The following is a 20,155-nucleotide window of genomic DNA, read 5'->3' as shown; positions in this document are numbered from 1 at the left end:
AGGATCGTGCGGCGCAAAAAGCGGCTTCACAAGCAAAAGAAGCCACAAAGCAAAATAACGACTGGATTTCTGATCCTAAAAATTTCATAGAGATAGACACAGCAGAGCAGTCGTCCCCTCAAAATTCCGCCGAAAATATCGCAGAGGATAGATCCGCCGCAAAAGTAACAAAAATCGCGAAAAAATTTAAAAAATTCAAACTTCCTCGCAAAACCAAACCCGCGAGTGCAAAAAAACCGAAATTCTTTGGATTTGAGTTCGTGCAGATGGACGATCCACGCGAGGGCGAGAACCTCGAGAGTAAAATTTACACCAACCCTATCCGGATGAGCGGTATCAAGGCCTACATTATGCCGCTTATTTTAATCGGCATCGCTCTGATCTTTAGAGCTCAGATCACCGAGTCGCTGCTGTCATTTAAGCAGATCCAAGAATATGTCAATCAAAACACCGTTTCGCTCACCTTTGATCTGTTTATCTATCTGATATTTGCGCTGAGCTACATTTTGCCGCTAAATCAAGTATTTATCTTTCTATCGGCCGCCAGACACGATCAATACGCCGTGCGGCAGATCACGAGCTACAATATCTTTTTGATAATCTGCGTCGTCGCCACGGTTTTGCAGAACGAAGCCATAGGGCTTGACGCCTACATAGCGATCTTTAGCATCGCAGTAGCACTGTTTGGGCTACTATCGTATTGCTACAAGCTCAAGGCGTTTTTGTATCTCATCTTCACGACCAAGGGCTCCTTACCGTTTCTCATCGCGCTTGCCGTGGAGCTCTGCGCTATCGTTGTGATCGGCGTTATGGACGCGTTTGCCGGGCTTCCGGCGCAGATCGCGCAAAGCACCGGTATAGATTTTAACACCATGGCGTGGAAACATATCGTTATTTTCGCAATCTCCGCGCCGTTTTATATATTTTCGTTCATCTGTTTACGCCGCATAAAAAAGGCTAAAATTTAAGCTGCCGCGTAACGAAATTTAGTCCTTTAAATTTAGATTTCTATTCCGCTAGCAGATCTGCGGAATCAAAATTTGGCTCAATAAATTTTAATCGTGAGCGCCAAAATTTTACTCTTTTGCATTCGCATTAAAAAGCCGAACCGGCTCAGCCTACTCCACTAAAATTTTAAATTTCGCGCTACAAGCTCCACGCGCCGCAGCTCTTAAAATTTCACTGCCCAAATTTTGCCGCGTTTAAATTTAACTGCGTGCCGTATAAAATTCCGCCCGTCGCAGCGGCTAAATTTAACTATCGCGCTAAATTCCGCACCCTCGCCCGCCGAAATTTAATCTCGCGCCCCGCTTCGTGCGGCGTAAAATTCACGCCTAAACTCGGCAAACCGCCCGTGCATGATCGCCTCTCTCATATCCGCGGCAAGGCGCAGGTAATAGTGCAGATTGTGAATGCTAGCGAGGCGGTAAAAGCTAAGCTCGCGCGCGCGAAATAGATGATTTAGGTAGCCGCGGCTGAAGCGTTTGCACGTGTAGCAGTCGCAGTGCGGATCGATCGGATCGTGATCGCTGATAAAGCCCGCGTTTTTGATACTAATCTTGCCGAAGCTCGCAAATAGCGTACCGTTGCGGGCGTTGCGCGTGGGCATCACGCAGTCGAACATATCCACGCCGCGAGCGACGTTTTCGACGAGATCCTCGGGCGTGCCGACCCCCATCAAATATCGCGGGCGCGCCGCATCGACGTATGGCATCATAGCCTCGACGGTTTCGTACATCAGCTCGTTTTTCTCGCCCACGCTAAGCCCTCCGATCGCAAGCCCGTCAAAGCTCATCTCGCACAGCGCTTCGGCGCAAAATTTGCGCGCCTGCGGGTCGGTGCCGCCTTGGATGATACCGAAGATGTTTTGATGCGCGTGCAAGCCGCGAGATTTCATGGCCTCGTGATAATCTATCGCCTCGCGAGCCCATTTTATCGTGCGCGCAACGCTTAGATCGATCCGCTTTTTAAGCCGCGATCTATCATCGCAGCTCAATGCGCCAGGCTCGCGCGGCAGCTCCACCAAATCGTCCAAAATCATCATAATATCGGAGTTTAGCTCATACTGCGTATCCAGAACCGAGCGCGGCGTGAAATAATGCATACTGCCGTCGATATGGCTTTTAAATTTTATGCCGCCCTCGTCGTTTTTGGTGTTTGCGCGCAGGCTGAAAGCCTGAAAGCCGCCGCTGTCGGTCAGAAAACTGCGGGGAAACTTCGTAAATCCGTGCAGCCCGCCGAAGCCCGCCACCACCCCCGAGCCCGGGCGCAGATACATATGATAGGTGTTAGCAAGGATGATCTGCGCGCCCAGGAGCTGCTCTACGTCCGTCGCATCGAGCGCCTTGACCGCGCCCACTGTGCCGACCGGCATAAAAACGGGGGTGCGGATCGTGCTATGCGCCGTGCGGATCGTGCAGGCGCGCGCCGCGCCGTCCGCAGCGTCTATTTGAAAATCCATCTTGATCCTTTAAATTTAGCTTCTTGCGCGCACTCGGCGCGAAATTTTAAAAAGCGATTGTAGCGAAATTTAAATTTGCGGCAGGTAAAGACGGGTGAAAAATTTAAAGGATATTATGAAGCGTTTGCAGATTAAAATTTAAGTAGCGGAGCGGCCGCAACTGCAAAACGTAAAATTTACAAGCGAAACTATGACCGCAAAATTTGAAAATACAAATTCGATTAAATTTACAAGTGAGATTATTGATAGCAAATTTAGCCGCGAACGGCGTAAAATTCACCACTTACGACGTTTTATTCGGCGGCTGCGTCTAAAGAAATTTAGCGGCTTTAGAGTTTCTTTGCACTTTCAAAAGCCGCGACGCGCTATATCGCTAAACGCTTTTGCGTGCGCGAGGCTTCCTTTTTAGGGGCGCGCTTTTTGCGGACACGCTTTTGCCGTCCGATAAATTTTGCAAGGCTAAATTTGCTATAGATTTTTTTCTGCCCCGACTCTTTGCTTTTCTATTTTGCAAAAACTCGCTGTACGGCGAACCGTAAAGGCTAGCGTGCCAGATCGCGCATCCTAGCATCACTAGGCCTGAAATTTTATGCAGCTGCGACATGCGCGAGTTCATATTCAGCGCGGTTAGAGCCGTGATGCCCATACTCACTCCGAGCGTCACTTTAGCCGCTTTGCGCTGAAAGTTCAGATCTAAAATTTTATCTTCAATGCTCAAATTTTACCCCTTTAATGGAATTTAGTAATAGCCCGATCGTCGTGCCGTTGTGCAGCAGCGCCGTAGCTACGGGACTTAGCGCGCCGAAAGTCGCCAAAAATAAAATGATCGAATTTATCCCCACGGTGGCGTTGAAATTTCGATTTACGAGCCGCAGCGTGTCGTTAGCCAGCGCCTTTACCTGCGCGACGCCCTCGATGTCGTTTTTCAAAAGCCCGATCTGCGCGGAAGCCTTGGCGATCTCGGCGCCGTTTAGCATGCTGATACCGATGTCCGCCTTCATCAGGCTCGGTGCATCGTTTATGCCGTCACCCACGAAGACCACCTTTCGCCCCTCGGCTTTCAGCTGTTCTAAGATTTCGGTCTTTTGCGTCGGCAGCAGCTCACCGTAATAGCGATCTACGCCGAGCTTTTTGGCTACGGCGCGGGCTTTTGAGCTCACGTCGCCGCTTAGCATGACGATCTGTTTAGCGCCCAACTCGCGGAGCCTAGCGATGACGGTGCGGGCGTTTGCGCGTACCTCATCTCTAAGCCCGATGACGCCCAAAAGTCTGCCGTCAAATGCGATGTAAAGCAACGCGAGCCCCTTTTGCATCGCAAGATCGATGGTCTCTTCATGTGCCGCAAACGAGATCATCTCGTCGTCTTCGAGGAAGTGGCGCGAGCCAATGATGAGCTTTTTACCCTCGATGCTTGTTTTGACGCCGTGAGCGACGACGAATTCCACCTCGTCGTGGTGTTTATGGATAAAGCCGTGCTTTTTAGCCGCATCCACGATCGCCTCGGCTACGGGGTGAAAGTAATGCTCCTCCGCGCTCGCGGTTAAATTTAAAATATCGTTTTTGCTGAAATGCTCGTCAAACGATATGATCTCGGCGACCTCCAGGTTGCCGTACGTAAGCGTGCCCGTCTTATCAAATACGAAGGTGTCGGCGCTCGCAAGCGACTCAAGAGCCTTGGCGCCTTTGATCAAAATCCCGTTCTTGCCCGCTTTTGAAATGCTCGACTTAAAAGCAACCGGCGTAGGCAGCTTAAGCGCGCACGAGTAGTCCGCCTGCAGCACCGAAGCTACGCTCATAAAATTTCGATTTATCAGATAGGACACGCCCGCAAGCCCGAAGGTTACCGGCACGAGCTTGTCGGCTAAGTGAGTCGTATGCATGCCGATGCTGGAGCGCTCGTTAAGAGATGCCGTGATGTAGTGCTTTATGCGCTGCGTGGACGTGTTTTCTCCGACATTTTCCGCCCAGATACGAATCCTACCCTCCTCCACGATCGTGCCGCTCAGCACGCTATCGCCGCGAGATTTTTTCACCGCAACCGATTCGCCCGTCATATTGGCTTGATTTATCATCGCTTCGCCGCTTACGACGTGCCCGTCCACGGCTATGACGTCGCCTGCGCCCACGACCACGATGTCGCCCACCTTTAGCTTGGAAGTTGCGATTTTGACTTCGGTCTTTTTGCCGTCTTGATCTATCTCGACCCACGCCTCGGCGATGTCAGGACGGGCGAGCTCGCGGATCAGATCGTCGCTTTTATAAACGGTGCTTTCCTCCATGTATTCGCCAAGAGCGAGCATCGCGTTGGTGCTGTTTGCGGCAAATACGTCGCCGCGAGCGAGCGAAATCCCCACAGCAGCAGCCTCCAAGCCCTTTGAAGTAAGCCCGTGGCGAAAGCTTTCTTTAATGCCCTCTTTTAAGATAGGCATGCACGCTACGATGCTAAATGCGCGCACTAAAGGCGAAGTGCGAAAGATTAAATTTCCCCCCAACGCAAGAAGCGCTAAAATAAATTCGTTTTTGCTTGGCAAATTTTTATGGTTAGCGGGGATAATTGATTTTAGCTCGCTTAAATTTAAAGCTTCAAGTTGCTTTAGAATTCCTGCCTTATCTACACCCGCGTCAAACTTAAGGATCAAAGAGCCGATTTTAGCGTTAAATCTCGCGTCCTGCACGCCCTGAAATTTCGCCACGCTTCTAGTAAAAGCGCTCGCATCGATCTCTCTAAAACCGACGATTTTTAGCCGCAGTCTGGATTTAGTTTCATGTAAAATTTTAAAATTTTGCATCGACTACTCTTGCATCTCTGCCTTGGCGTCTTCGAATCGCTCCTTCATCTCTTCAACGCCCATCTGAAACATCTCGGTACCCTTTGCAATGAGCTTAAAAAGCTTTTTTTGCGCGTTTTCGTCAGTGAGAAAATAGGTCGCCGCAGCCCCTAGAACGATGCCTGTGATAAATGAGTTGCTACCAAATAAGCCGTTCGCGTTTTGCCTGCCACCCAAGGAATTAAAAATTCCACCGAAAGCGGAGCCCTGAGTAGAATTTACATCACTTGAGCTTTGAGCGGCGGAATCTTTATTATCCGAGCCATTGTCGGAGGCTGAGCTATTAAAAGGTGTAGAATTTACCCGCTCGTTTATCCATTTGGCCCAACCGCCGAGCCTTTCGTCGCCGGCAAAGCTACCCGCAGAGCTGCTAGCATATTTGTTGTCACCAAAATCGTAATCGTCTAGAATTTCTTTCAAATCTTTTTTCGTGATATAGGGATTACTCATTGCCTACCTTAAGAATAAAATTTCTACCCGCAATGAGCGCGCCTACGCATACTGCGACGCCTGCCGCTGCGCGTAGATACTCGCCTTGTACGAGCTTATTTGCACTGTAAATCGCTCCGCCACCGATGATACCGCCGCTTAGCGCAATATCCAGCGCATCTCGAATCGCTTTAGATTTGCTTTTGCCTTCTTTTGCTTTAACGAGCTCTACGGCGCAACCGCCGATCGCCCCTGCTATAGCGCCGCTTAAAACGTGATCCAGCGGAGAACGCTGTGTCGTAAGTGATCTATTCATTTAGGCCTCTATTTTTCTGATTTATCGTCTGCGGACGTAAATTTAGCAGAAGAATTATCGTCCATTTTTACGATCTGCGGGATATTAAGCGGAGTAGTAGATGCTGCGGATATCTCACCTACCGGCGTTTCGCCGGTCTTAGAGCTCGCGGTGGATTTTTTAGTTCTTTTAAATCCCGGTTTCGGTCCCGGTTTTTTTCTAGTTTTTTTTGCAGTGCCAGTTTCAGTGCTAGCACTACTTGTCGCAGCTTTTTTGCTACCAGACTTTCTTTTACCTTTTACCGCCTCAGCGACATCGTCTAAGCCTTCTTTGGCTTCCGCAAAAATTTCTTTTGATTTTTTGCTTAATTTTTCCGCTCCGCCTTTGACGCTATTTTTTAGCTCCTCGACACTTTTGCTACTTACGATTTTATTCGCACCTTCTTTGATTTTATCTCGATTGTTATAAGCGTAAACCGCCGCGCAACCAAGCGCAAAACCTGCTAGAAATGGGATCGGCATTTCATTCTCCTTGTGTTAAGATTATAAAGTCATTTTATCAACTTTACATAGATTTTGATATTATAGCGACTTTTTTAGATTTTTGCAATCCTAATTTAATTTTTCTGCAAAATTCCTTTAATTAAATTGGAAAATGCGCTATTTAAGATATTTTGCAAATCGTATTTTTGAAATATCCGCTCTAATCCCTGCGGATTTTTTAAAATTTCATTTAATAAATCAGCGAAATTCAAAGAATTTAAATCAACCTCGTATTTAGAATTTAATTCCTTTAAAATCGGCAAAATTTCATTATACGAAACCGCCTGCGCCTTATATAGCTGCTCTTTAAATTCCGCGTTCTTGCACGAATTAATTAGATCGTCATAAAACATCATAGAGCTTTTTTCTATCAAAAGCGCCGAAGCCAAAAACTCATTCATACCTTTTGCAACCAGTGCCTCACTGCTATTTTCAGGAGGCATAGCACCAAGCCCACAAGAATTTGCAAAGTCTAGTATCCGCTCAAGTAATCCAGCTCGTAAAGATAGAATTTCTCCTAACCTTTTATCTTGAAATTTAACTGCGCCCAGCGAATAAAACTGAAAAATTTGTGCCTCTTTTTCGAGCAAAAGAGCGATATCTGCAATTTTCGCCTCATTTAAATTCCGAGATTTATTAGAAATTCTACGCGATTTTTTGGCACTACGCAATGCTTCTTCGCTCAAGAAATCGCCTCGATATTAGAATTTACAAGCGCTACTAGCTCAGGCGAACTGATACCGCTTAAAAACTGCTCCCAAAGGTGCATCGGAAAAACGCTTTCATCATAATGAATCGTCAGCGAGCCGATTAGAGAGTTAAATTTATACTCTTTTATCCCGCGAATTGCAGCTATTTTAGCCTTCAGGCTCTCCTCGCTCACGCTATCTCGCAACTCCCTAATTTTGGGACTTACGCGGATACGGATACGACCTTTGCTGTGGCTGATTTTGCTAAAATACTTATGAAATTCCAAAATATCATTGTGATTTATTTTCATATTTTTCCTTAAATTTGCACCCAAATAATATCATAAATCATTTAATTCCTGCTAAATTTTGCGAATTATTTGCGTTTAGGACGGAATATTTTTATCTTATTTTCATCCGCTGTTATGTAATTTCCTCCCATTAGATCAATGCAATACGGCACAGCAGGAAATACCGGCAGAAGGCACTCTTTAATCGCTTTTGGATTGCCCGGCAAATTTATAATCAGAGATTTTTTGCGGATCGCTGCTATCTGGCGAGATAAAATTGCCGTAGGCACGATCTTTTGGCTCTCTGCGCGCATTAGTTCGCCAAAGCCTGGCATTAATTTCTCACTTACTGCTTCGGTCGCTTCAGGCGTTACATCGCGCGGAGCAGGACCCGTACCGCCCGTAGTTAGCACCAAATCACAACCCGCTTCGTCGCAAAGATAAATCAGCTTATCTTTGATCAGCTCTAGCTCATCTGGGACGATTTCATAAAAATACTCTTTCTCGCAAGTTAGCCAATCATCCATCACGGCAATTATCTCTTTGCCTCCTAAATCCTCGTAAACGCCACCGCTGGCGCGATCACTTATTGTTAAAACACCTATTTTTACCATTTTCCTCTCCTTTATTGGAATTTTAAAATTTAATCGAAATTTAGCGTGCCGTCTTGCGGCTTTTCTTCAGAGCTTTCGCTATCTTTTTCCAGCTTTTGCAAATCTTGCTCTTGCGCGGAGACGCCTTCTTGCTCCACACCATCAGATTCGCAAATCTTTTGAACATCCTCGAAAGTTATGAACTCATAGACGAAAATTTGCTTTGAAATTTGATTTAGCTTATCCTGCATCGTGCGGATTATCTCGCTTACCTCGTCGTAGCAATCTTGCAAAATTTTATTCACGCTCTGCGCACTAGGGGTGAAACTATCGCCCATCGCGAGTTCGAAAACCATCTTTTGCGCCAGCGCGATAGCCTGCTTTACGTCGCTAGCGGAATTTGAAAAGGCGTCGTTTTTATGGATCTGTAGCGCCGCCATGCCACTTAACAGCACTTTGATTTGATTTAAAATTTGCGTTTTGGATTCGATCTCGAAATCCTCGTTTAAAAATTTATCGTTTAAAAGCTCGATCTTTTCGAAATCAAACGAATACCAATACGCGCTAAGCGCCTTTGCGCCCTGATAGAACGCCTGGATCTCCTTTTCGTATTCGGTTAGAATTCTACTTTTTTGCACGCCGTAAAAGACCCTCATCCGCACGTTTTCAAAATCGCTAAGCTCGATCGTATCGCTGCCGCGCTTAAGAGCGTTGATCGCGGCTTCATTTACCAGCGTCGCTACTCCTGCGCCGCTAAAGCCCACGCAGAGGCGACTTACTTTGTTGATATTCGCGCTGCATCTTTTGCCCTCGAGGTAAATTTTTAAAATTTCGATGCGGTCTTTGTAGTTCGGAAGGCCGATGAAAACGCGCCTATCAAAGCGCCCCGAGCGCAGCAGCGCATCGTCGATCATATTTATTTTGTTGGTCGCACCGATTACCATCACGCCGCTATTTTCCTCAAATCCGTCCATCTCGGTCAGTAGCTGATTTAGCGTCGCTTCCCGCTCGTCGTTGCGCCCTATACCGCGCTTGCCACCAACTGCGTCGATCTCGTCGATAAAAATTATCGCGGGTGCACAGGATTTAGCTTTCGCAAACAGCTCGCGAACCCGCCTAGCGCCGACACCCACAAAGACCTCGGCGAAGCTTGCGCCGCTTTGGTAAAAAAACGGCACGTCCGCCTCGCCGGCTACCGCTTTTGCGATAAGCGTTTTACCGACGCCGGGCTCGCCGATCATTAAAATTCCTTTCGGCAGCTTGATGCCGAAATTTCGGTATTTTGCGGGATTTTTTAAAAAATCCACGATCTCTATGAGTTCGTCCTTGACCTCGCTGATGCCCGCGACGTCGCTAAATCTCACGTCGCTAACGCTTGGCGAAAGATCGCCGAGATCGCCGCCCGAGCTAGCGCTCTGACGCGCGGCGCCTACGCCGTCTAGCCTACGGCGTCTAGTCAAAACGGTTTCAAAATAATATACGAAGAGAAAAAATGCGAACGTAAAAATTACCAAGATCGCGCTGATACCGCTCGTGCCATCATCCTTTTCTTTGCTGATTAGAGCGTGATTTGATAGCTCCTTAAGATCTACGAGATCGACTAAAATTTTATAGCGTTTGCCGTCGTAGGTAAAATTTAAATTGCCGCCCTCGATATGCGCGCGTTTGATCTGATCCGCGCGGACTAGCTCGCTAAATTCGCGCTCGGTGATGTATCGCGAATCGTCTTTAAAATAAACGATCGAGAGCAAAACGATAAGTAGCACTAAAAAAATCAGAATTATATTTAGCTTGCTTTTTTTGATTTTATGCAAAATTTCCATCAAATTTAACCTCATAATCTCTTATCTCCATCCATTTTTTCGACAAATCCTCATCGCTCTTGATCCAAATTTTATCATAAAATTGATCATATCCTTCATAAAACTCTCCGTTTTTCCGCTCGATCAGCACATTTAGCGGCACCTTGTGCGAAAGGCGAAATTTATAATTATTCAGCGCCGTTATGTTTTGCAGCATCTTTAGTCGTGCCTTCGCCGTTTTACCGTCTATGCGGCCTTTTAGCGACGCCGAAGCGGTTCCTTGCCTCGGCGAAAAGATAAAGGCGTGCAGATGCGTGAGCGGAAATTTTTTGAAATTTTCTACCGCTTCGAGCCAAATTTCTTCGCTCTCGCCCGGGTGCGCGACGATAAAATCCGTCCCCAGCGCAAATCCGCGCTCCGCAAGCTCGCAAAAAAGCTCCAAATCCCTTAGCGCGGAATTTCGGCGGCGCATTATGCTAAGCATCTTTTGCGAAGTGTGCTGAAGCGCGATGTGCAGATGCCGCTCCAGCCAGGGCTCGGATAAAATTTCGCGAAAGCTCTCATCTATCTGCGAGGGCTCGATGCTACCTAGGCGAATACGGTGAATTCCGCGTATCGCGCCCAGTTTTTGAAGCAGCGCGCCCAGGCTCGTGCCTAAGGATTTACCGTAGCTGCCGATATTGGTGCCGGTTAGCACGATCTCGCTAAAGCCGTTTGCGGCAAGGCTCGCCGCCTCTTTTAAGATCGCGTCTTCAGAGCTGCTGCGCGAGCGGCCGCGTACCGAGGGGATTATGCAGTAGCTGCAGTTAAAATCGCACCCCTCTTGAATTTTAATAAAGGCCTTGGTGTGATCCTCGTAGTCGCTTACCAGATTTTTTTCGACGCTGTCAAGACCTCCGATATCGTAAAATTTCGACCGTGAGCTCAAAAACTCGTCGATCTTTTCCTTTTGCGACATCCCGAATACGCCAAAGACCGCGCCGTTTTTATACAGCTCCTCGCCGCGCGAGACCGCGCCGCAGCCGGTTAGCAATATCTTTTTGCCGAGGCGGTTCATCTTATTGACGTAGTTTCGCACGTCCGCGTCGGCGCCGTTCGTAACGGTGCAGGAATTTATAACGACGACATCCGCGCCCTGCTCGTCGTGCGTGATCTCGCCAGATTTGAGGTTGCTTTTGATAAGCTGCGTGTCGTAGATATTGGTGCGGCATCCAAATGTTTTAAAATAAATTTTCAAATTTCGCTCCCAGATCCGCTTCCTGTGGCAAAGCCCGAGCCCTGCGCCGCTGCGTTTAAATTTTGCGGACTTTGTTGCTCGGAGCCTAGATCTTGCGCCATGAAATTTCCGCCCGCCGCCATATAGTTTTTACCGTTAAAAAGCGTGTATGCGGGATAGGCGATCTTGATATCGGGCTCGCTTCTTAGCGCGTCTAAAATTTCAGCCGAGATGTTACTGCGAAGCCCGAGCGTCGCGTAAGAGTTCGTCATATACCAAACCGAAATTTCAATGCCGTATGGCTCGAAAAAGCTAAAAATTCTAGGCTCGACGTTTGGATTTTTAATGCTGTATTGCGAGCGCAGCTTGCCCATCTGCTTTTTGGCGATGTCGGTGTAGCCCTTGGAATACTTCCGCACGATGTTTTTTATAAGATACATCGCCTTTTTATGGTTGCTATCAAAGGTTAGAAGTATGCTAATGCCGTCCCAGACGGTCTTAAGCCCGCTGTGGGTGTAGTTTGAGATAAGATCGGTAAAAATATAATTGTTCGGTATGAAAATCACCCTGCCGGCGCGCTTGTTTTCCTTCCATGTAGTAAGTGTAACGTCCTCAAAAATCGTCATCCTAAGCACTGAAATATCGATGATGTCGCCTACGTAGGTCTCGCCGTTTTTATGCACCCTGATGCGATCGCCTACGCGAAAGCTGCCGCCGAGCACGATCGTAAGCCAGCCCAAGGAGCTCATAAACATATCTTTCATCGCAATCGCAAGACCTGCCGAGGCAAAGCCAAGAACCGTCACGAAGTGCGTCATATTCTCGATGTAAGAAAAGAGCAGTATCAGCGCAATCAGCGTGAAATTTAAAACGTTGATAGCTTTATTTACGATATAAAAATTCTCGTCGTTTTTGATATATTTTTTCGCCACTACCTTGCATAAAAACGACAGCGCGATGACTACGAGTATCCATACGGCGATGTTTCCCGCGCGCTTGATCTGCGCTTTTATATCGGCGGTCTGCACGGCGATTTGGGAGTTGATCTTTTTTTCGTAAACGTCGTATGTGGTCTGCGCGATCTCGTACGCGGAGCTAAACTCACTAAGCTCGTAATCTAAGCTTTTAAGCTCCGCCGCAGCGCTTGCGTCCGTATCAATCTGCATCAAACGCTCATATAGCGCCCTTTTTGCTTCAAGTTTATCGATTAAAGCTTTAATATTTTCGATGGCGTTTTTCTGTTCCATCTTTTGAGCTTGCAAATTTCTAATCGTAGAAAAACCGGAAATTATCGAAAAAGGATTTGTAATGCGCGCGGGCTCTGGAGTTTCAGGCATCGCGATGATATCTAAAAACGGAGATTTTTCATACTCTTTTAGCAGAATTAACTGCTCTTTTACGGCGCGAAGTCTTTTTTGAATCTCTGCGATCTTATCGGTGCCGGCGCTCTTTTTTAGCTCCGCTTCGAGCTGGCTGGATTGCTTTTGTAAATTTTGATAGCCGATGAAATTTGAAAAGCGCGAGATCCAGATATTATTTTTAATCTCGTCATCTATCACTTTTATTTGAGCTTTTAGGGATGAGGCGAGCTCCGTGCTTTGCGTCTGATTTTTATCGTTTTGAGGCACGCCGGAGCCGATCTGCGCACTCGGATTTGCAGCCGTGAAATTTCCCTCGCAAAAACCAAGGCTAAAAATCAAAAAAACGGCTAGGATTATTTTCATGCAAACTCTCTTAACGTGGCTATTACCGCGGCTTTGTCTATATCATCGGCAATACTAAATTTACCGATGCCATCTGGCAGGATAAATTTTATCTTGCCGTTTTCGCTTTTTTTATCGAGGAAAAACAGCTCGTAAAATTCCGCTGCATCCTCTACGTGGAATTTTATCGGAAGCGCAAATTTTTGAAGCACTTTACGGATCTGCTCCTCCTGTTCGCCGCTTAGTTTACCGAGACGCCGCGCCAAAGCGTTTGCCATCACCATGCCGATCGCCACAGCCTCGCCGTGCAAAAATTTTTTATAATTAGTAATTTTTTCGATAGCGTGAGCGAAGGTGTGTCCGTAGTTTAACACCGCACGCACGCCGCTTTCGCGCTCGTCTCGCTCTACAACGCCCGCTTTAATCTCCACACAGCGAGCGATTACGTATGAAATTTCATCGGCGCTTTTTAGATCGTGCGTCTCGAAAAATTTAAATAGTTCGACATCAAAGCATACAGCCATCTTTACCGCCTCCGCAACACCCGCCGCGAACTCTCGCGCAGGAAGCGTCGATAAAAATTTGCTCTCGCAATAAACCGCGCGCGGCTGATAAAACGAGCCGATTAAATTTTTACCGAAACGATTATTTACGCCAGTCTTACCGCCGACGCTCGCATCTACTTGCGCTAGCAGGGTCGTCGGAATATTGATAAAATCGATGCCGCGCTCATAAATGCTCGCGCAAAAGCCCGTTATATCGCTAATAACACCGCCACCAAGAGCGATGAGCGTGCTTTTGCGATCAAGCTTGGAGCTAAAAAGCTGCTCTAAAATTTGCTCCACGCTCGCGGTATTTTTATACTCCTCGCCGTCTGGGATCGTGATGATAAATTTTTGCTCGCATTTTAACCGCTGCAATAAAAAATCAAGCCACAGCCCGCCTACTTTGGGATTTGTGATGATCGCTACCTTGCCTTTGAGCTTGATCTCTTGCAATTCGTCGATAAAAACGCTGTATTTTTTACCTAAATTAAGATTGATTTTCATACGCTAGCCTTTGATTTTTGGGTAATTGTAACATAAATTTCGATTACCTTTCATACCCGTAATCGCTCGGAACGAAAATTTGATGATTTTTGCCGAGTTTAAAATACATCTGATCCAAATTCTGATTGAAAATCGATGTGAGCTTGCGCGCCAAAATTCTATCATTAAATGGCACGAATTGCAGCAGATCTCGCTCGCTACCTAGCGCTAAAATCGGATTTTGCCGCTCGCAAGGAATCACGAATAAACTTTGCTTAAAAAGCTTCGATAAGCTCACGTAGCTTTGCGCAAACTCGCCCTTTTCGCTCTCGCCGAAAAGATACAAATACACGTCTAGCCCTAGCTGCGAACTGATGTCAAAGACGATACTTGATTCCTCACGAAGCCGCTCGCCGGCACTTAGTACGACACTTTTACGCACATCTTTTAGCTCGCCCTCTCCAAGGCTTAGCACCGGAATTTCAAGCGTTTTAAGCGCCGCTTTTTTCGCCTCGAAAACTCCGCTTGAGCAAACTACCAAGCCTGCTTTATTTTCGCTCACGTCGCGCTTTAAATTTAATTCGCCCGAGTAATCGATGAGAATTTCAAATTTATCTCGCTCACACAGAGCTTTAAGCTCGCTAAAAGCGTCGTTTAGCAGAGGATTTAAAATTCGCAGATAAATTTTATGATTTCTAATATGTAAATCCAAAAACTCAAGCGCCCTAACCGTCCTAGCTATCTCGTCGCCGCTCATTTTTTTCATATCGATTAGTGCGAAAATATTTAGCCCAAACGGCGATGGAAACTGCCCGCTTTGCTTTTTTACTTCAGCAAACACCACTCGCAGCGCGCTCGGCTCACCAACGACCAAGATCGTATCATTCGGATATATCCGCGAGCCGGGCGTCGTTACGATGTAATTATTGTGACGGTAGATCATTGGAATTTGATATTTCGCATTAGAAAGCGTGCTGATTTTTTTATACGCAAACGAGCTTCCTACGGGCACTTTTACCTCCATTATCTCTCCGCGCCCAAGCCCAATGTTATCAGCAAAAACGGGGCTATCGGGCAAAAAGCCGATGAAGCGCGAAGAATTTAGCGCAAGCGTGTTTACGATTTTTACGTGAGCTTCGTTTTTATTCTCGCGCAAAAGTCCCCAAAAATCGGCCACGTAAAGCTCTAAATCGGGAGCAAGCGTCTTTAAATTTTCTAGCGTCACCTTGGCGTCAAACTCATCCTCCATTATCACTATGCAGCGGTCGAATTCCTCTTCTGCTAGCACCACGCGCAACCGCTCAATGCTAGTAGGATCAAAAATCTCGACCGAAAAATTTGACTCGTTTTCAAGCTCTAAGGGCACGGCATCCATATTTTTAGCTATGACGCGATACGATCTGATGACATCTTTGATTTTACAAACTTTGGATAAAAAATGGCGCGCAAACTTTCCGCTTGCGATGATTAAAACTTGTTTCATTGCTCTCCGTTTCGTGGTTTTGCAAAGATTATAACCAAAAACGGCTAAATTTTAAACCGCGCGCGGATAAATTTTGCGGGCAAGCTGAGGCGCGGCGACTTAAAATTTTAAGATCGAAATTTTAAAATCAAGGTTTAAAATTCCAAAAGCGAGGCTTAAATTTTAAAATATATTAAAATCAAGCCTCGTTAAATTTAATCTTGCCGCTTAGAGCGATAAAATTTCATAAATTTAAAAGCGGCGCTATAACCATTCGCGCCGCCGAAGTAGAAATTTTAAACCCGCTAGATTTTAAAATTTTACCTCCGCAGAGAGCATGAAGCTTCTGCTCTCGCCGAGCGTCACGCCATTTGCCGAGCCTAGTACGCTAGTTACGTTAAGACCGCCCGCGCCGTCGGCGCTAGCAGGATACATTCCCGCCCAATATTTTTTGTTAAATACGTTATTTACGTTGAAGCGCAGCGTGGTCTTATCGCCCAAAAGATGCTCGCTCGTGTATCTGATACCAAGATCGGTAACGAAAAAGCTAGGCGTGTGCTGGGTATTTAGATCGTCCAGATACATCTTGCCGGTGTAGTGGAAATTCGTACTGATCGCAAGCTTATCGGTGCCCGGGATCACGTAATCAAACATCAAATTTGCATTGAGCTTAGGGATGCCGTTTGCAACCTTGCGATTAGCGCCCTCGATGCTTACGTTGTGCATCTTAGGATCGATGTAGGTAAAGCCTCCCAGCACGCTTAAATTTTTTGTAATTCGTCCGCCGCTCATAAACTCAAATCCGCGGTTGCGCTGCTCGCCGTTTATGCCATAGATCCCCGTAGAGCTATTTAGATACGCGATAGGTCTGCGGATATCGAAATACGCTACGCTAAAATCGATCATATCGGCTACGCGAATTTTAGCGCCGATCTCGTGCTGCTTGGAGCGATACGGAGATGTAGAGGCGACCTCGCCGTTATGCGGGCCACTCTTATAAACATAGGTAGAGCCCTGCTGTAAGCTATCTGCATAGGTGTAATAGATGCTGGCATCCTCTATCGGATGGAAGATCAAACTGCCCGCCCAGCTATAGCCCGAATCGCTATAGGCTTTGACAAGTCTTTGCTCGTTTTTATTGTAGGATTCCTGCCTCATCCACGCCTTAGATGCGCTTAACATCACGTCAAATTTATCGTTTATCGTAATATCGTCTAGCACCGAGACGTTATACATATCTATGACTGCGAAATGATATAACCCGCTTCCGCGCCTAGCGCCGGTGTAATTTAGAATTTTAGGATCGTAGATATTGCCGATGGTAGGCGAGGTGTAGTTGGTGCTTGCGATCTTATATCTATCCTGCGTCCAGTGATAGCCGTTGGTCTGCACGCTAAAATCGTGCCCTACGCTGCCCGTGTCAAACTGCGTGTTGGCCTTGAGATAGCCGCTTGGCAGGTCATATCTATATGCTGCCGTAGCACCGCCGCTGTGTTGAGTATAATAATCACCCGGCTGCGTCCATTTCGCGTTTGGATTAGCTACACATATAGGAGGCTTTCTATTATTCGGCAAAGCGGCATAATTGGCGCAATCAAACCCTTCGGGAAGCAAATAGTTTACGACGCTGTGAATGTCGCGATCGGTGCGCTGAAACTGAAAGCCGCCCTCTAAATACCATTTATCGGTAGGCGTAAATTTAAATTTCGCGCTTGCGGTAGTGGTTTTTAGATGCATTCCTCCAAAGCTCTGCCCAAGACCGCGTTTTGAGGAATCCACCGCCTTTGGAAGCTCCATGCCGTCTACGATCTTGCCGTCTCGCACGCCCAGAGCAAACTGCCCTGCAAAGCCCTTGGTATTGTGCTCGTAATAGCTCGCTGCGGTTTCAAACGTTAGATCGCCCGTCGGATAAAATTCCATCGTGACGCTGGCTAAGCGGCGCTGTAAATTTGAACCCTTTGGCTGTCTGTCGCCGTTTGATCCGTAAAATACCGCGCGGTAGCCGAATTTTTCAAATTTATCGGATAGATCAAGACCAAGACCTAGGTTGCTTCGCGACATATAATCGCTCCAAATTATGTATTGATCTTTTACCGGGCGCTTGCGCGTGTAGCTGAAAATGCCAACCGGGTTTTGTGCGCCGTAGAGCGAGCCTGCGACGCCGTTTTGCACCTGAAAGCTCTCAAACATCGCCATCGGAATCGCCGTCGTCGAAACCGTATAAAAGCCGTCCCAGAAGCTGTTGCCTACGACGCTGCCTTCAAAGCCGCGTGTCTGCGGGCGTCCGACCGTAGCTCCGCCGCGCATCTGAATCTGCGCGGAGGGGAAGTATTTGACCGCCTCCTCGTAGCCGGTGACGCCTTGGTGATTTATGATCTCCTTACTGATCGTGTTGATCTGATAGGGAAGATCAAGTGCGCGCTTGCCCGCAAGCAGGCCTTGTTGCACATTTTTGCTCAAAAAGCCCTCGTCGATGCCGCTCTCGCTGATATTATCGCCGACGGAATTTACCTCGATTACGCCCATATTCTGCGACTTTTCAGGCGCAGAATTACCGCCACTTTGCGCTGCAGCCAAACTGCTGCATAGTAGGCACATACATGCCGCTAATGAAATTTTAAATTTCATCGTTTTCCTTCGTTCCATTATTTTCCCTTCGTTATGGATATATTTAATATTATTTTTTAGCATATTAGAAAAATTTTCCTAAATTTAGACTAAATTCGAGATATAAATTTATATATTTGTAGTTGCATTTCTGCAGTTTACAATTTCATAGACGATATACTGAGATACAAAAGAAAAATTGCGCAAATTTATATGAAATTCTAAATTTTTAATGTAAAATCGCCCGTATGAAAAAACTAATACCGGCGCTTAAGCAAGTGCAAAACCGACTTAAAAATTTCTTCCGCCTCTACGATACCGAGCTCATGCACCATGCATCAAGCCTTAGCTTTCACACGATTCTGGCGCTACTGCCGGTGCTGATGGTTTCGCTTAGCGTTTTTATGCAGCTGCCAAGCTTTAAAGGCTACTACGACAAGATTATGGGCTTTATCTTTTCAAACTTCCTGCCTGCAAATCAAGCGAGCATGGCACACTATATCGAGGAATTTATGGCAAACGGGCTAAGTCTTGGCGTAACGGGCTTTTGCGCAGTGTTAGTTACGTCGGTGCTGTTTTTCGGAGATTTTGAAGCGATTATCGCGCGAATTTCGCATTCACCTGAGCGAAGCTTTTTTAAGAGCCTAAGCACCTACTGGACGCTGATGACGCTCGCTCCTGTGGGGCTTGGAGCATCGTTTTATATCAGCGGCGAGCTTCAGGAGCTATTAAATAAAACCGAGTTTACGAGCTGGATAAATTTGCTTAAAATTCTACCCTACTTAATCGTTTGGGGGATCTTTGCGATTACTTATGCTACGGCGATCAACCGCGAGATCCGCGCAAAAGCGGTGCTTGCCTCATCGCTCGTAGCATCGATTTTATGGTGGCTTTCAAGACTGGTTTTCGCGCAATACGTCTTTTATAACAAAACCTATCTTAGCATCTACGGCTCGTTTTCGGTCGCGCTATTTTTCTTTCTGTGGATCTACATAAGCTGGATTTTCTACCTATACGGCGTGAAATTCTGCGTATTTTTGGACGCTAAATTTAAAAGAGGTGGCGAGCGCCAAAGCGCCTGAATTTCTGTGCAAGGCTGCGTTTTTCTATGCTTTTTTGGATTAAAGCGTATTTTCTGCATGGACTAGAGATTTAAATCGAAATTTTAAAATTCTATCAAAAACGGGCGGGAAGTTCGTCTTTGAATAATCGGCATATGCATAGAAATAGAATTTTAAAAATTTAATGAGGTGCGGCAAGGCTAAAATTTTAATCCCTCGCAAAGCGCCGTTAAGATAAAATTATGCGCGATTTTAAAACAGGGGAATATTATGAAAGACTGCGACAAAGAGCCTATAATCATAGAAAACGACTACTTTTTTAGGCTTACTATATCAAATAAAATCATGTGCGTGCTTATATTCTTGTCTTTTGTTTTGCTAAATTTAACGCCAGAGCTAGATCCACATAAAGAAATGATGAGAAGGGCGTCATTAACGCTAGGAATTTTCGGAATTTTATTTAGTATTTTTTGGGAGATAAAAATAGCCTATCAAGAATTTTACAATAAGTTTTTTACAAAATTTTATGATGATAAAATTTTATTCGACCATATAGACGAACATATGAAATTTAAAACCGAAATTTTGCAAAAAGACGATCTCGTATCGGTAACTTGGGCGTTGATACCATACAATGAGCAAGACGTAAATATATGGATCAAAGATATAAAAAATAGGAGAAAGAGAATGGTTAGGTATTTGGTAAGTCCAATATTCTTTTTAATCACCATGCTACATCATTTCATTTTCTTGGCGCTCAATGGATTCAAATTTAAAAAGTATATATTGTATAGGTTTAAATCGGGCATTATTGCAGTGCCGAATAATAAATTGTTGAGCAACAAAGACGTTAAATTTGAGCTCTCATCTTTGTTCGGTCTGTATACGAGCGATCTACTTTAAATTATAGAATTTTTAAAGGAGGGCTAGATGGCGTTTGTTGCGGAATATATTTCTAAAGAGGACTTGGGGAAATATAATGTTATAGACACTGTTAATAAAATTAGGACAAAATTTAGAAAACCTTTATTGAGCAATCAAGATATTAGATGGTTAAATTGGGTAGTAGATAAACAAAAACAGACCTATCTTATCTTTATCAGTAGCCCTCAATTGCCGGATCCACGAGATGGCTATACGGGCGAGGAT

Annotated in this window: 18 protein-coding genes and 1 pseudogene; 4 read left to right on the top strand and 15 right to left on the bottom strand. The window is 45.9% G+C overall.

Annotation, left to right across the window (positions count from 1 at the left end; genetic code table 11):
• Nucleotides 1-968: hypothetical protein (locus Q0614_RS12020; RefSeq protein ID WP_298788956.1), on the top strand; the 968-nt coding region annotated here is incomplete at its 5' end.
• A 326-nt stretch (nucleotides 969-1,294) separates the two neighbouring features.
• On the opposite strand, the gene tgt is transcribed toward Q0614_RS12020, so the two are convergent.
• The 15 genes from tgt to Q0614_RS11945 form a co-directional block, all read right to left on the bottom strand.
• Complete coding sequence (gene tgt / locus Q0614_RS12015) at nucleotides 1,295-2,461, bottom strand: tRNA guanosine(34) transglycosylase Tgt (RefSeq protein ID WP_298788954.1); 1,167 nt, start codon at nucleotides 2,459-2,461, stop codon at nucleotides 1,295-1,297.
• 373 nt (nucleotides 2,462-2,834) lie between these two features.
• Nucleotides 2,835-3,179, bottom strand: coding sequence for a hypothetical protein (locus tag Q0614_RS12010; RefSeq protein ID WP_298788952.1), 345 nt, complete (start codon nucleotides 3,177-3,179; stop codon nucleotides 2,835-2,837).
• Complete coding sequence (locus Q0614_RS12005; protein ID WP_298788950.1) at nucleotides 3,169-5,250, bottom strand: heavy metal translocating P-type ATPase; 2,082 nt, start codon at nucleotides 5,248-5,250, stop codon at nucleotides 3,169-3,171. The genes Q0614_RS12010 and Q0614_RS12005 overlap by 11 nt, the downstream gene beginning before the upstream one ends.
• A 3-nt stretch (nucleotides 5,251-5,253) precedes the next feature.
• On the bottom strand, nucleotides 5,254-5,739 hold the full coding sequence (locus Q0614_RS12000) for a hypothetical protein (protein ID WP_298788949.1): 486 nt from the start codon (nucleotides 5,737-5,739) through the stop codon (nucleotides 5,254-5,256).
• Nucleotides 5,732-6,034 (bottom strand): Cys/Met metabolism pyridoxal-phosphate-dependent enzyme, encoded by a 303-nt coding sequence (locus Q0614_RS11995; protein WP_177386687.1) that lies wholly within the window; start codon nucleotides 6,032-6,034, stop codon nucleotides 5,732-5,734. The genes Q0614_RS12000 and Q0614_RS11995 overlap by 8 nt, the downstream gene beginning before the upstream one ends.
• An 8-nt stretch (nucleotides 6,035-6,042) precedes the next feature.
• Nucleotides 6,043-6,534, bottom strand: a complete 492-nt coding sequence (locus Q0614_RS11990) for a hypothetical protein (RefSeq protein WP_298788948.1) — start codon at nucleotides 6,532-6,534, stop codon at nucleotides 6,043-6,045.
• 95 nt (nucleotides 6,535-6,629) lie between these two features.
• Nucleotides 6,630-7,241 (bottom strand): hypothetical protein, encoded by a 612-nt coding sequence (locus tag Q0614_RS11985; RefSeq protein WP_298788946.1) that lies wholly within the window; start codon nucleotides 7,239-7,241, stop codon nucleotides 6,630-6,632.
• Nucleotides 7,238-7,555 carry an HMA2 domain-containing protein gene (locus Q0614_RS11980; protein WP_291936786.1) on the bottom strand — a complete coding sequence of 106 codons (318 nt, stop codon included), beginning with the start codon at nucleotides 7,553-7,555 and terminating at the stop codon, nucleotides 7,238-7,240. The genes Q0614_RS11985 and Q0614_RS11980 overlap by 4 nt, the downstream gene beginning before the upstream one ends.
• A gap of 65 nt (nucleotides 7,556-7,620) precedes the next feature.
• Nucleotides 7,621-8,148: a molybdopterin adenylyltransferase gene (mog, locus tag Q0614_RS11975; RefSeq protein ID WP_297894536.1), complete on the bottom strand. Its 528-nt coding sequence runs from the start codon at nucleotides 8,146-8,148 to the stop codon at nucleotides 7,621-7,623.
• Between the two features lie 29 nt (nucleotides 8,149-8,177).
• A complete protein-coding gene (locus tag Q0614_RS11970) occupies nucleotides 8,178-9,950 on the bottom strand; it encodes an AAA family ATPase (RefSeq protein ID WP_298788944.1) in 1,773 nt (590 codons plus the stop codon).
• A complete protein-coding gene (gene mtaB / locus Q0614_RS11965; RefSeq protein ID WP_298788943.1) occupies nucleotides 9,934-11,166 on the bottom strand; it encodes a tRNA (N(6)-L-threonylcarbamoyladenosine(37)-C(2))-methylthiotransferase MtaB in 1,233 nt (410 codons plus the stop codon). The genes Q0614_RS11970 and mtaB overlap by 17 nt, the downstream gene beginning before the upstream one ends.
• Nucleotides 11,163-12,869, bottom strand: a complete 1,707-nt coding sequence (locus Q0614_RS11960; RefSeq protein WP_298788942.1) for a mechanosensitive ion channel family protein — start codon at nucleotides 12,867-12,869, stop codon at nucleotides 11,163-11,165. The genes mtaB and Q0614_RS11960 overlap by 4 nt, the downstream gene beginning before the upstream one ends.
• Nucleotides 12,866-13,897 (bottom strand): 3-dehydroquinate synthase, encoded by a 1,032-nt coding sequence (aroB, locus tag Q0614_RS11955; RefSeq protein ID WP_298788941.1) that lies wholly within the window; start codon nucleotides 13,895-13,897, stop codon nucleotides 12,866-12,868. The genes Q0614_RS11960 and aroB overlap by 4 nt, the downstream gene beginning before the upstream one ends.
• A 43-nt stretch (nucleotides 13,898-13,940) precedes the next feature.
• Nucleotides 13,941-15,359: a TrkA C-terminal domain-containing protein gene (locus tag Q0614_RS11950; protein ID WP_298788939.1), complete on the bottom strand. Its 1,419-nt coding sequence runs from the start codon at nucleotides 15,357-15,359 to the stop codon at nucleotides 13,941-13,943.
• Nucleotides 15,360-15,650: 291 nt separating this feature from the next.
• Nucleotides 15,651-17,966: a TonB-dependent receptor gene (locus Q0614_RS11945; protein WP_298788959.1), complete on the bottom strand. Its 2,316-nt coding sequence runs from the start codon at nucleotides 17,964-17,966 to the stop codon at nucleotides 15,651-15,653.
• A gap of 227 nt (nucleotides 17,967-18,193) precedes the next feature.
• Here Q0614_RS11945 and Q0614_RS11940 point away from each other — a divergent pair, with 227 nt between their 5' ends.
• The 3 genes and pseudogenes from Q0614_RS11940 to Q0614_RS11930 form a co-directional block, all read left to right on the top strand.
• Nucleotides 18,194-19,027: a YihY family inner membrane protein gene (locus Q0614_RS11940; RefSeq protein WP_298788937.1), complete on the top strand. Its 834-nt coding sequence runs from the start codon at nucleotides 18,194-18,196 to the stop codon at nucleotides 19,025-19,027.
• A 249-nt stretch (nucleotides 19,028-19,276) separates the two neighbouring features.
• Nucleotides 19,277-19,909: a hypothetical protein gene (locus Q0614_RS11935; protein WP_298788935.1), complete on the top strand. Its 633-nt coding sequence runs from the start codon at nucleotides 19,277-19,279 to the stop codon at nucleotides 19,907-19,909.
• A 27-nt stretch (nucleotides 19,910-19,936) separates the two neighbouring features.
• A pseudogene (locus Q0614_RS11930) lies at nucleotides 19,937-20,155 on the top strand (hypothetical protein); the annotation flags it as partial.

This window comes from uncultured Campylobacter sp. (assembly GCF_937997595.1).
Taxonomy (GTDB): domain Bacteria; phylum Campylobacterota; class Campylobacteria; order Campylobacterales; family Campylobacteraceae; genus Campylobacter_B.
The sequence above is the reverse complement of the archived record's forward strand: the minus strand, read 5'-3'. Positions and strand labels throughout refer to the sequence as shown.